At 40.5% G+C, this 12,202-nt stretch carries 10 protein-coding genes; 2 read left to right on the top strand and 8 right to left on the bottom strand.

Annotated features, from left to right (window positions below):
* Positions 1–233: 233 nt before the first annotated feature.
* From CDG77_RS13285 to CDG77_RS13275, 3 genes are all read right to left on the bottom strand, one after another.
* The gene (locus CDG77_RS13285) at positions 234–647 is read right to left on the bottom strand and encodes a secondary thiamine-phosphate synthase enzyme YjbQ (RefSeq protein ID WP_094329837.1); all 414 of its coding nucleotides are present in this window, start codon (positions 645–647) and stop codon (positions 234–236) included.
* 116 nt (positions 648–763) lie between these two features.
* Positions 764–1,846 carry a glycosyl transferase gene (locus CDG77_RS13280; protein ID WP_094329836.1) on the bottom strand — a complete coding sequence of 361 codons (1,083 nt, stop codon included), beginning with the start codon at positions 1,844–1,846 and terminating at the stop codon, positions 764–766.
* Positions 1,847–2,056: 210 nt separating this feature from the next.
* Entirely contained in the window at positions 2,057–3,250 is a 1,194-nt protein-coding gene (locus CDG77_RS13275; protein WP_094329835.1) for an aminotransferase class V-fold PLP-dependent enzyme, read from the bottom strand.
* A 401-nt stretch (positions 3,251–3,651) separates the two neighbouring features.
* On the opposite strand from CDG77_RS13275, the gene CDG77_RS13270 reads away from it, so the two are divergent.
* Positions 3,652–5,112, top strand: coding sequence for a TM0106 family RecB-like putative nuclease (locus tag CDG77_RS13270; protein ID WP_094329834.1), 1,461 nt, complete (start codon positions 3,652–3,654; stop codon positions 5,110–5,112).
* A gap of 72 nt (positions 5,113–5,184) precedes the next feature.
* On the opposite strand, the gene CDG77_RS13265 is transcribed toward CDG77_RS13270, so the two are convergent.
* Both CDG77_RS13265 and CDG77_RS13260 read right to left on the bottom strand, forming a co-directional pair.
* The gene (locus CDG77_RS13265; RefSeq protein ID WP_094329833.1) at positions 5,185–7,383 is read right to left on the bottom strand and encodes a CHASE2 domain-containing protein; all 2,199 of its coding nucleotides are present in this window, start codon (positions 7,381–7,383) and stop codon (positions 5,185–5,187) included.
* Between the two features lie 186 nt (positions 7,384–7,569).
* Positions 7,570–7,854 carry a hypothetical protein gene (locus CDG77_RS13260; protein WP_094329832.1) on the bottom strand — a complete coding sequence of 95 codons (285 nt, stop codon included), beginning with the start codon at positions 7,852–7,854 and terminating at the stop codon, positions 7,570–7,572.
* Between the two features lie 180 nt (positions 7,855–8,034).
* Here CDG77_RS13260 and CDG77_RS13255 point away from each other — a divergent pair, with 180 nt between their 5' ends.
* Positions 8,035–8,262, top strand: a complete 228-nt coding sequence (locus CDG77_RS13255; protein ID WP_094329831.1) for a helix-turn-helix domain-containing protein — start codon at positions 8,035–8,037, stop codon at positions 8,260–8,262.
* A 283-nt stretch (positions 8,263–8,545) separates the two neighbouring features.
* Here CDG77_RS13255 and CDG77_RS13250 read toward each other — a convergent pair whose 3' ends face one another.
* The 3 genes from CDG77_RS13250 to CDG77_RS13240 form a co-directional block, all read right to left on the bottom strand.
* A complete protein-coding gene (locus tag CDG77_RS13250; protein ID WP_094329830.1) occupies positions 8,546–9,634 on the bottom strand; it encodes an aliphatic sulfonate ABC transporter substrate-binding protein in 1,089 nt (362 codons plus the stop codon).
* Between the two features lie 438 nt (positions 9,635–10,072).
* Positions 10,073–10,963: a TauD/TfdA dioxygenase family protein gene (locus tag CDG77_RS13245; RefSeq protein ID WP_094329829.1), complete on the bottom strand. Its 891-nt coding sequence runs from the start codon at positions 10,961–10,963 to the stop codon at positions 10,073–10,075.
* 37 nt (positions 10,964–11,000) lie between these two features.
* The gene (locus CDG77_RS13240; RefSeq protein ID WP_094329828.1) at positions 11,001–12,095 is read right to left on the bottom strand and encodes an aliphatic sulfonate ABC transporter substrate-binding protein; all 1,095 of its coding nucleotides are present in this window, start codon (positions 12,093–12,095) and stop codon (positions 11,001–11,003) included.
* Positions 12,096–12,202 lie beyond the last annotated feature (107 nt).

Here is a 12,202-nt window from a genome sequence, read left to right as displayed (position 1 = left end):
CGCGAGTTTATGAGATTATATCCAAAGGGTAGCTATAGGACTCATATTTGATTTTTGAAATACACGTAGGGTGTGTTATGCCGTAGGCTTAACGCACCACCCTTTATGTTTTGGTGCGTTACGGAAGCCGTAACACACCCTACACATACTTAGATTTTTTCAGAAATCAAATACTAGTCCTATAGAATAACCAGAGTATTTAAACTCTACCTTAAATAAAACTTGAGAATCGGCTATCCAGAAATGTGGATAACCAATTCCCTTAAATGACTGTGCTGGCGATGTTCCCAAATATAAATTCCCTGCCAAGTTCCTAGTACTAGATAACCTCGATTAATGGGGATATGTTCAGATGTGTGGGTGAGTGCGGTACGAATGTGTGCTGGCATATCATCGGTACCTTCTGCATCATGGATGTATTTATCTGATTCGGGGACGAGTTTTGCCATAAAATTAGCTAAATCCACAAGAACATCAGGATCGGCATTTTCTTGGATCACTAAACTAGCTGAAGTGTGGCGTAAAAATAAAGTACAAAGACCGGTTTCAATCCCAGATTCGGTGACTGCGGCTTCAACTTTAGGGGTGATGTTATAAAAAGATTTGGCAGTGGTGGAAATTTTTAGTAACTTTTGGTAGTGAGTCATTTAAAACAGTAATTATTGATGACAGTAAAAGCTAATTCGTAGTTGAATTTGCTTGATTTGGTGTCGGATCTTCTTGGTTAGCATTCATATATTAATTTATATTGTTTTGAATAACTTTATTTCGTCTGTAAATAATTGAGAACCGCTTTAGCGATCGCTTCATTACCATCCTTAGCAATTGGCTGAGATTGCTTTGGTGCTTGGGGTAACTCATGCAGAAAATCCCAAGTACTTTGAAAAAACTCAGATGGGGTGATAATTTGATGCTGGTTATAATTTGTTATGCCTTCTACGATAAAAGCTGCTTCGGCAAAATCCTTACGGGGGATAGTAACAATAGGTACTCCTAATAGTGTGGCTTCAGCAAAAGTACCGAAACCTGGTTTAGAGACAACTCGCCCACAAATTGGCATAAAATCTACAGGGCGGTATTTGCGATCGCTAATTTTCACTATATTAGGTAAATCAGGCGCAGATCGATCGAAGACGATAAATTGCCAATCTGGGAATCGTCGCAGGTTATCGTAGGGTATTTGCTGCAAACCCAAGCCGCCAAATGTCAATAAAATAGTTTTTTCGACAGGTGCGGTTATTCCCCAAAGAGAACGTAAATCATCAGTAGAGTGACGGGGGGAACCACCTGTTAGGCCGACATCTGTGATATTGTGAAAAGCTTGCATCGGTTCGTGGAAGGGTAGACGAAATAAGCGATCGCACTTTGAGTACCAATCACTAATCCAATCTGCAACTGCTGTAAATTCACCCCCCCAATCTCGATAGATAAAGTCCCAGCCAAAGTTACTCATCATCCAGCAAGGGATATTTGCACCTTTGGCAAATCCAGGAGCAAGGAAGGGAATATCTGCCAAAATGAGATTAACGCGATTTTGGCGGATAAAATTAACTTCTGAGGCAATCAGCGAATTTTGATGTTTTTTAATATCTAGCAACTTTTCTAAAGTCGCTACTTTATCCATTGTCAAACTATCGGTTTGCACCACACCCAAATCAAATGCACGGGGACGATAGATAAAATCGCCTTCTATGTAACACTCTAACAACCAGCGCGGGGCAGTGGTTACAAGAATTAGTAAAACTTCGGGACATAATTTCTGGATTGTCGCAGCTACAGAAGCCATGCGGGTAGCATGTCCAAAGCCGTGGTTAGTTATGGCTAAGTATAAGATTGGGCGTTCCATTTTTATGTTTGTCATTTGTCATTTATCATTTGTCATTAGGAATTATGACTTTAACTCCTAATGAATAATGACTAAGTAGAACGGCGTAAATAATTAAAGGTTTGTAGTGAGGACTTTAGTCCTCAAATTAGGGCTGAAGCCCTTACTACAAACTAATCTCAAGATTTTTTACATTACTTAATCTAGTTTGATTTATTCTCGCCTACTTAATTAACTATTTTTGCAAAAGCTCTGAATTGCCTCAACCAATTGGTCGATTTCCGATTCTAAAGTCAGGTAATGGATGGTGGCGCGTATACAGCTAGGATCGGCAATTGTCCGAGTTAATATCCTTTGTGAGTCTAAAAATTGCACTAACTTGAGATTAGCTTGAGGCTGATTATTTGTAAGTTGGAACGAGACTATACCGCTTTCGGGTGGGGAAGTTCGCAAACATTTAACATCGGGTAACGCCACTAAACGCCGCCAAAGATACTCACTGTTTTGACAAATTTGCTCGTAACGTTCCTGTGATGTTCCCCATTGTTGATGGATTGCGATCGCTTCCTTTAACCCAACATACAATGGATAAGCTAATGTAGACACTTCATAGCGTCGCCCATCTGGAAGCCAGTCTACAGGCTGAGATTGACTATCTACAACAATGCCATTCAAGCCAATAAAGGTAGGTTTCAGGCTTTCTCGCGCTTCTGGGCGAACATACAAACCACCAGCACCCGCAGGGCCACATAACCATTTGTGACCGGTGAAAGCATAAAAATCTACACCCAATTCTGTCAAGTTTAAAGGCAGCAAACCAACAGATTGAGCAGCATCTATCAATAAAAAAGAATGATTGTTTCTGCATACTTCGGCAATTTTATCAAGAGGTAAAACTTGACCAGTATTCCAGAAAACATGACTTAATATTACAAGACGGGTATTAGGGCGTAAGTGTTGGGCAATAATTTTTACAGAATCACCCTCATTTAAAGTCGCCTTCAGGGGACAAGTGGTAACTTCTACCGCAAATCTCCGGGCGATTTCCTGTGTGGTGGCAATTACGCCTGGATGTTCGCAGTCTGAAAGCAGTATATGGTCGCCAGAATGCCAATCTATACCCCACATGGCGATATTACAGCCAACCGTGACATTCTGGGTCAGAGTAATTGTTTCGCTTGGTGCATGTAACTCAGAAGCGATCGCAACTCTAGCGGCTTCAGTCTGTGGTGCTATCCAGCGATAAGCCTCATTCCCAAAGGGGCCTATTTGCTGAACATAAGCCTGGGTTTCGGCCATCGCATCCATTGCCCTTTGGGGCATGGGGCCTTGTCCGCCATAATTGAAATAAGTCTTATTGGCTAAAGCGGGAAATTGCTCTCGATGGCTATGCAGCCTGGCTTGGGCGACAGAAAGACTAGTCATAATTTAAAAGGGATATCTGCTGTTTACAGGCTATTTATATAGCAGGTATTTGTACTTTGTCCTAGTAACAACGCTAAAAATAAGGATGAGATTAGATGTACGCTTGCAATGATGGATAGATAAAACGCGATTTTGTTATTCTCCCTCATCTCTCACCCTACGGTATACATACAAGTCGAAAAATCCTCTACCCAGATTTTTGTCAGAGTGAAACTGTCACGCTGACTGACATCCCACCCAGAACTGAATTCCCAGGCGGGATAGAAACGCAGTGCGAGAATTAATAAAGATATGGCTGGTATAGAATAAACAGCAAATCAGATGTAAAAGCGATCGCTACTTGCAAACTTTAGTTGTCTGAGTTACTCCCACATAATACTAATTATTGTTAACTTAAAAGAATGCTAATCAATGCTGAACTCCTACTCCAATACCAACGCTGTAAACGCCGCACTTTTCTAGATATCCACGGTGACAGAAGTCAGCGCGATGCCCCTAATGAGTTGCTGCGGAAACTGCAACAGGATAAAATCGCTCATCAGATGAGTGCTTTGGCACAGATGACTTACCACCAACCAGATTATTCTTATGGAAACTGGGAAAAGGCAGAGAAGGCAACTTTAGAATTGATGGAACGTGGGGTTGAGTACATTTATAAAGGAGTACTCTTAGCAACTTATTCTGAAGCGTATACCCTGCTGAGTCGCCCAAATTTACTGGTAAAGCAGCCTGGACAGTCGAGTTTTGGAGATTGGATGTATGTCCCTGCGAGTATTGAACTGGGTAAGCGCCCTAAGCAAGAATATCAGGTTGTCGCTGCATTTCATACCCAAGTTTTGGCAACGGTGCAGGGAGTTGTACCAGATACTGCTTTGCTGATATTGCGAACTAAAAACAGCAATTATTTCGTGGATTTGTTCAAATGGATGCCACGAATGCAGCAAATTCTAGAGGCGTTTATTGAAGTTTTAGAGTTACCGAATCCGCCAGAGGTGTTTATTTCTCGGCAAAAGTGTAATTTTTGCCATTGGTATAGTCAATGTTATGCGATCGCTCAATCTGAAAAACATCTCTCACTATTACCAGGTGTAACACCTCTTCGCTACACTCAACTCCAAGACGTAGCCATCACCACACTAGAATCTCTCGCTAACACCAGTCCCAGCACCTTAGAAAACCTACTTGGTTTCGACCGAAAAGTAGCACCAAAGCTAGTATTGCAAGCTCAATCTGCATTGGAAAAACGGCCTATAGTTTTACCCTACCCGCTACCAATAGAAGATATTACATTCACAGCACCCATAGAACTTTACTTTGATATTGAGGCACAGCCAGACTTAGATTTAGATTATCTTTTGGGGGTTTTGGTAGTAGATAGACTTGCCAACACAGAAAAGTTTTATTCGTTTTTAGCAGATAAACCAGAAGACGAAGAATTAATTTGGCAGCAATTTTTGGATTTGGTTTGGCAATATCCCGAAGCACCAATTTATCATTTTTGTGCCTACGAGTTTGATACGGTTAAACGGCTAGCAAAGCTTTACAACACTCCTTATGCCTCAGTGCGTCCGGTACTAAATCGCTTTGTGGATGTGTATGAACAATTAACCGAAAGTGTAGCATTGCCTATAGAAAGTTATGCCCTGAAAGCGATCGCACGTTGGTTAGGATTTGAGTGGCGAGAAAAAGAAGCCAGTGGTGCTAAATGTATTTACTGGTACGATCGGTGGCTAGAAACAGGCGATCGCACCTTACTAGAAATTATCCAAAGCTACAACGAAGATGACTGTCGCGCTACCCACAGAGTCAAAGACTGGCTTGTAAACTTTTTTCAGACTGAATATGGTTTGCAACTAGCTTAAGTAATTTCGGATTTTCTTAAGGTTTTCAATTACTTAGAATCCGGTTTAAATAGCACTAAGTAGAAATCGCGGTTATATCCGCTTCAAATCTAGTAAAATGGCGGCGGCTGATTGATAGCGATCGCTAAAATGATAGCAAACCATTTTATCTAAAATTGTCGCTAATTCTTCACTCACTTGTACTGATTGCCGCCACATCACATTACCTGTTTCTGGATTTGGATGGAGTTCTTGCGGTGGTATCCCAGTTATGGCTTGAATACCAATCATTCCTAAAGCGTAAATGTCACTGCATAAGCGCGGATGACCGGCAAATTGTTCTGGAGGTGCATAACCCCGCGTCCCGATGGCTACTGTGGCTAATTCTGTTCGATCGCTACTTGGCGGTTGCATCAATTTCACGGCACCAAAGTCAATCAATACCAGCCGATTATCTTGAACGCATCTAATAATATTAGTCGGTTTGATATCACGATGAATCACTCGATGCTGGTGAACAAATTCTAGAACTTCTAAAACTTGTTTGAGCATCTCCATCACAAATGATTCGTTTTGGACATTCTGCACAGGTGGTAATTCTTCACTTAGAGTATGTCCTTCGATATATTGTTGAATTAAATAGAATTCTTGGTCATCTTCAAAATAAGCCAGTAGTTCGGGAATTTGATGATGTTTACCCAAAGATTCTAATATTTCAGCTTCACTATGAAACAACCTGCGAGCAACTTGCAAAAATCGTGTATCTTGACGGGCCGGCATTAACTTTTTAACTACACAAATTGGATTCCCCGGTCGTTGAGTATCCTGTGCTAAATAAGTGCGACCAAATCCACCAGCACCCAGAACTTGAGAGATTTTGTAGCGTCCACTCAAAAGCAAATCACCTGATTTTATTTCTGGCGAATCAATTGGGGGAGGAAAATCAAGAGACGAATCGGGAATTGCTGTTTTGTCTTCTAAGAGTACATTTAATTGGGCGATCGCTTCTTGTTGTTTTTCAACTTGCAGAATAATCACCTGAGTTTGTCGCTGATTTTGGTAGCTAGTATAAGCAATCACGCAGATACTACTAATCACCAAAGCAAGAGCAGAGGGAACTAACGGTACCCATCCGGCTTGCAAAAACAATGCAACGCAGATTACTACTAACCCAAGTAGGGTTATCCCTCCCACCACTAGTAACAGCAACGGATTTTGCCACCGCCATGCGATGATTCCACCTAAGAGCGACCAGCCCCATATCCAAATAAGTTCCGCCCAGTCAGGCCAATACCAAATTAAAGGTCGCCCATCCAACACTGTACTAATGAGTTGACTTGCTATCTGTGCATGAATAAACAGAGCAGACATTCTGGCTGGTTGATCTAGCAAAGTACTGTAGGGTGTATAAAATCCACTTGGAGGTAAATTAGCCGCAGTAGTGCCGATAATTACAAGACGATCTTTGAATAAACTGGAGTTGACTTGGCCGCTGAGGACTTGTGTGAGGGTTACTTGATCGGCGAGGCTATTGGGGTGACGATAATTTAATAATATTTGATATCCATCTGCATCCAGATGTTGGTAGCTACCAGAATTAGCTTGTAAGCGTGGGAAGAGAGTTTTACCTAACTCAAATTCTCCTTTATTAGTAAACTGGTATTCAATACCTTGTTTTTCCAGATAATTAATTGCTATTAATGCCCCAAATGCAAATGATGTTGTACATTTCTTGTCTGTAGAGTTAGCAAACAACAAAGTGCGGCGGAGAATTTGGTCGTTTTCATTATCAGCAACCACATCGCTAAACCCAACATTATCTATAGGAAAATTGGGCGGTGGTGGGATTTCATCTCTACCCAAGCTGCTGAATAAACAGGTGCTAACGATGTTATCTTGATTTTGGAAATTAGCTGCCAAATTATTATCTTCTGGTTGGAAAAGATATAAACCAACAATTCGCGGTTGATAAGACTCTATTTTCTTTAATAGCTGATTGATTGTCCGATCTGATAGAATCCATTTCTCGCGTTTTAGATCGTCGTCAGTGATTTTTACCAGCAAAATTCGCCGATCGGGTGCTTGTGCTGGACGCGATCGCAACATTTGATCGTAAACTCTTAATTCCCAAGGCTGCAACCATTTGAGTTCCCGAATTCCCCAGATAAAGGCGGTTACTCCTACACTGGTAAATAAAATAACTTGCGACCAGCTTTTGGCCTTGGACGTTTCACGGGAATCCTGAACTTTGACAAAGGGGACACGGAGTTTTTCTAATAATCCACTAATCACAGCGTTGCGGCGGTAGCCTGAATTGGGTAGATGTTGCAGGCGCAGAAGTTAATTTTCTAACTCTAGGTTCAAAGTTAATTAACCTGAGCTTCTCTATTAATGTAGCAATTTACTTGTTGGTTATAAACCTTGCCGTATTCCTGCTCTTAAAGCAAGCTAACGCACAGCATCAACGATAAGCGAGGCTTAATCATCTGTTTGAGAGGTTTGGGCATCTTCAACAGCAGTGGCAATTGGCAAAGAAATAGCATTAGTCGATGGCGTTAGTGAATCTAACTGTGGTTGTTCGAGTGATGCTTCGATACTTGGATCGTCAAAATAGGAGCCAACAATTTTATCATAGTTAGAAGCAACAGCTAAAAAAGCGCCACCCAAAATATAGATAGGTAATGGCAGATTAAATTCTTGCAACCAGTCAAACAGTTCCGCCAAGGCAAACAGCACCAAAAAGCAAGCAAGCCAAACCCTCATATTCTCATCCCCTAGATTTAAACAACTCTATTACTAGCTTAAATAGCTTGCATGATAGTTGATGTAGTACATAATCACTCACTTATAACCTTTCCTTTATAACCATAGATAGGTGCAGTCAGAGTTATACCATCTGCTATAGTGCAATATCTCGTAGGAAAATAAAAATATATTTTGCTTATGCCTGCAATCAAACAGCCAAACATTGCACAGTTGGTTCGTGAGACTCGGCAGTGCCTCAAACTTTCACAGGTAAGACTGTCAACGATGTTAGGGGTTTCATTCCACACTATAAACCGATGGGAAAACGGACGAACACGACCTTCGCCACTTGCGATGAAACAAATTGAAAAGCTATTACAGCAAATGGGAGAACCCGGTGAAGCGCTTTTAGCGAGATACTTTTAAACATAGCTAATGCAATCTAACAATAGCATCAGCAGATGAAGCCGTACTACAGCAGGGCATGAATCCAGCTACCATCTCAATTAAAAAAAACTTGGAACAAAATTCCATTCTTAGCACTTAGCCTTCATACAGCAGATTTCAAGTTTGGTGTTGTACACAAGCTAAGTAGAAAACTGGATATAAGGGCTTTCCTATAAAATTTGGAATATTTTTTATTTGGAAGTCCCTAAAGCCTGTTTTTCTTGTGGATTTACTACTGAACTCTGCTGTATCTTATTAATTTCTACTTTTCACTAATGAGTGTTGGTGGAGTAATAGCTGCGTATTCTTTAGGTGTCAGCAGGGCTTCCTGAACATCAATTTTCTTGGGCAGGATTTTTTCGTTATAAAATAAATCGGCAACACTTTGTTGAGCTTTCATCAAATCTGGGGTAATTCCTTTTAATCGATAATTAGCGCGTCCAGAAATTATTTCTTGAATTGGTAAATCAATTTTAAGTACAGGTGCTATGAGTTTGGCTACTTCTTTGCGATTCGCTTCTGCCCATTGACCGTTTTTATCAATCTCTTCTAAGATAATCCGAAGTAATTCAGGATTATCCCTAGCAAACTCCCGTGTTCCTACATAATATCCGCCTGGAGTACCGATATTTGTTGCATCTCTTAGCACCCGCGCACCGTGGAGTTTTTCTACCAAAGCTAAATGAGGATCGCCAGTTACCCAAACTGGAATAGTGCCCTGAATAAATGCACCACGGGCTTCGACATTGGGCATACTTAAAACTTTAATATCACTATATTTCAAGCCAACTTCTTCTAAAGCTTTGATAATAAAATAGTGAGAAGCAGAACCTTTTTGGAAAACTACTTTTTGTCCTTTGATCTGCGCTAAACTCTTAATTGGAGAATCTTTAGGAACTGCGATCGCACTCCCTTTACCCGAAGTAGCAGTAATTCGTCTACCAGCAAGATAGACAATTCTTGCACCAGCAGCTTGGGCAAAAATGGGAGGTGTTTCACCAACTGAGCCAACATCAATTTTGCCGACATTCATCGCTTCCATAAGTTGCGGCCCTTGGGCAAATTGTGACCATTCTACTTTGACACCCAAGGGTTCCAAGCGTTTTTCTAAAACTCCTCTGACTCTAACTAAATCACCAGAGCTTTGATACCCTATTCGCAGTACCTTGGTTTTAAAAGTTATAGTCTTAGCTCCTGCTGGTTCTGCTTTAGGAGCAATTCCTGTATTTGTGTTAGATACATTTGACGTACAACTGATTAAAGTAGTAGATAAAGCTACAAAACCAGGTATTACAAATAAAGCTAATTTACTAATCACCCTTGTCTGAGTTGTACCGAAATTGTTAAACATTTTTTGTATAGTTAAAGTTAATAGTTTTTGCCAACGTGGCGTTTTTAATGAGAGTTATGAAAAATCATTTTCAGTTTACAGTGTATAAAAATTGTTTCTGAAATAAAGTATTTGTTAACACTATTTTTTAAATAAAAAAGTTTTTTACGATTTTGATTTACAAGCATAAAATATGATATTTAGACAAGTTTGATTGGTCAACAATCCAGAATAAATCTTGACTATTGACCAATCAAATATATAGTTTAAATGCCCATTGGCTTAATCTTCTGAGCTATAAATCTTAGAGGATGTCTGAAAACTTTTTGGTGTTGTATTCGAGACTTGTAGATCCTCCTAAATCCCCCTTAAAAAGGAGGACTTTCATTCCGGTTCCCCCCTTTTTAAGGGGGGCTAGGGGGGATCGAGCGAAATATTTAATACTTCTCAGACATCCTCTTAAAAGGGGCGACTACCTGCAAGGCTAACTCGCTTTAAAACCCGTCGCTCATTTGGATTGAATGCTTGACGGTAGTGCAAGGTAGCTTGATTATCCCAGTAGACAATATCACCAACAGACCATTTGTGTTGGTAGTAGAACTTGGGTTGATTTAAATGTTGCCTTAATTGTTCAATCAGTTTAGATCCTTCTTCTGGCTCTAACCCAACAATTTCAACTTCCGTAGCGACATCTAAGTAAAGATGCTTTTTACCACTCTCTGGATGTGTTCTAACTAAAGGATGGGGAAAAACAGGACTTATTAAAGGAATATTTTTGTCCAAACGATATAAAGGGCGGGGTGCATTTCTATCTTGTAAGAATGGGTTGTAGGTAATTAGCTGTAAATCTGCAATCCGTTTTTTGGTGGTTTCATCTAACGCCTCATAGGCCAAATTAGTATTTAACCAATAAGTATTTCCACCATGAGTTGGTATTTCCAAGGCATAAAGCAGCGAACCACTTGATGGAGTGGGAGTCCATTTGTGGTCAGAATGGAAAGTGAGTTCTCCAGTACCTGTATAGCCGCCATCGACATTAGAAATAGCAATCACCACCGGGGTTTCTCCCGATTTAGAAGCCAAAACTGGAGTTTCATCTGATGGTACAAATAGTGCGCCAAAGTAGAGAGCGAAGTTGAAAAGCTGTTCATCAGAGAGCTTTTGGTCTTTGAAGATCAAAATGTGGCGATGTCTGGCGACAAGCCGCTTCGCGTCTACGCGCAAAGCTTCCTTAAGTTGTAATATAACTTCAGGTGCGATCGCTTTACTGGCATCAAAATCGGTAACTATCGCTCCCAATGGAGCATCAATAGGACTAATCTTAACCTTTGTCAAAGTCGAGGTAGCCATAATATTCTCCTGTATTTTAATTTCTTCTTAGGGATAACTACTTATTGGCTAACACGTCTGAGGGAGTAATTTTGGCGTACTCTTCAGGCGTTAAAAAGCCATCTCTAACATTCACCTTTTTGGGGATAAGTCCGAGGCTGTACCACTTATCTGCAACTTCCTGTTGTTTATTAATGACTTTCTCGGTAATTGATACTAGCCCATAATCATATTTATCATGCATTTTTTCTAAAGTTGGCGGATCTAGCTGAGTTACAGGAGCAAGCAGTTGTGCTACTTCTTTGGGATGATCCTTAGTCCAGATTTCTGACTTTTCTAGCTCCTCCAAAAACACTTTGATTACATCAGGATGAGCCTGATAAAATTGGCGTGAGGTGGAATAAAAGTTGCCAGTATCCCGTAATTTTCCACCATCTGCTAAAACACGAGCTATTTTATTTTGTTCATTTCTAGTACCGAATGGCTCCCAGATATACCAAGCATCCACCTTATTTTGACTGAATGCCGCATTTGCATCTGCTGGTGCTAAAAAAACTGATTGGACATCATTTAATTTCAGTCCCGCATCTTCTAATGCTTTAACTAATAAGTAGTGACCGATGGAGGCTTTCTGAAAAGCTACTTTTTTGCCCTTCAAGTCGCTAACAGTTTTAATCGGAGAGTTGACAGGAACTAAAAGTGAAATAGCTTTACCACTAGGGCGTGTAGTAGCTAGATAAACAAGGGGCGCTCCTGCTGCTTGGGAAAATATAGGAGGCGATTCGGCTGTAGATGCAATATCCAATCCATTTGCATTCAAGGCTTCTAACTGTTGTGGCCCAGCCGCAAACTCAGCCCACTGCACTTTAAAACCCAGAGGCTCTAATCGCTTTTCTAAGGAACCCTGCTTTTCTAAAACTGCTAAAGCGGAAAGTTGTTTTGAACGTACAATCCGCACTATTTGCTTCTCTGTAGTGCTAGATGAAGCGACAGATACAGGGGAAGCTGCTGACTGTTGAGTGTTATTTTTGGCTTCACTACAACTTGATAGGGTGGTTGATAGCATTAAGCAGTAGCCGAGAGCAAATAACAAAGAACGACGTGTTGTTCTTGGACTCTTTCTGAATTCAAACTTTCCTTTTAAAGCTGGCATGGGTTGTTTTATTGATTCCCCTCTAGGTGGTTATAAAAATGGTGATTAATTGGAATATAAACTTTATTTGAAAACTTCAATCAGTAGATGTTTTGCTAATTTCAAAC

This window comes from Nostoc sp. 'Peltigera membranacea cyanobiont' 213 (assembly GCF_002245975.1).
In the GTDB taxonomy this organism is placed as follows: Bacteria; Cyanobacteriota; Cyanobacteriia; order Cyanobacteriales; family Nostocaceae; genus Nostoc.
The sequence above is the reverse complement of the archived record's forward strand: the minus strand, read 5'-3'. Positions and strand labels throughout refer to the sequence as shown.

Excerpts from the sequence above, each read along its gene's own strand:
- CDG77_RS13285 (WP_094329837.1), bottom strand. The coding sequence starts at position 647 with ATGACTCACTACCAAAAGTTACTAAAAATTTCCACCACTGCCAAATCT.
- CDG77_RS13280 (WP_094329836.1), bottom strand. The coding sequence starts at position 1,846 with ATGGAACGCCCAATCTTATACTTAGCCATAACTAACCACGGCTTTGGA.
- CDG77_RS13275 (WP_094329835.1), bottom strand. The coding sequence starts at position 3,250 with ATGACTAGTCTTTCTGTCGCCCAAGCCAGGCTGCATAGCCATCGAGAG.
- CDG77_RS13270 (WP_094329834.1), top strand. The coding sequence starts at position 3,652 with ATGCTAATCAATGCTGAACTCCTACTCCAATACCAACGCTGTAAACGC.
- CDG77_RS13260 (WP_094329832.1), bottom strand. The coding sequence starts at position 7,854 with ATGAGGGTTTGGCTTGCTTGCTTTTTGGTGCTGTTTGCCTTGGCGGAA.
- CDG77_RS13255 (WP_094329831.1), top strand. The coding sequence starts at position 8,035 with ATGCCTGCAATCAAACAGCCAAACATTGCACAGTTGGTTCGTGAGACT.
- CDG77_RS13250 (WP_094329830.1), bottom strand. The coding sequence starts at position 9,634 with ATGTTTAACAATTTCGGTACAACTCAGACAAGGGTGATTAGTAAATTA.
- CDG77_RS13245 (WP_094329829.1), bottom strand. The coding sequence starts at position 10,963 with ATGGCTACCTCGACTTTGACAAAGGTTAAGATTAGTCCTATTGATGCT.
- CDG77_RS13240 (WP_094329828.1), bottom strand. The coding sequence starts at position 12,095 with ATGCCAGCTTTAAAAGGAAAGTTTGAATTCAGAAAGAGTCCAAGAACA.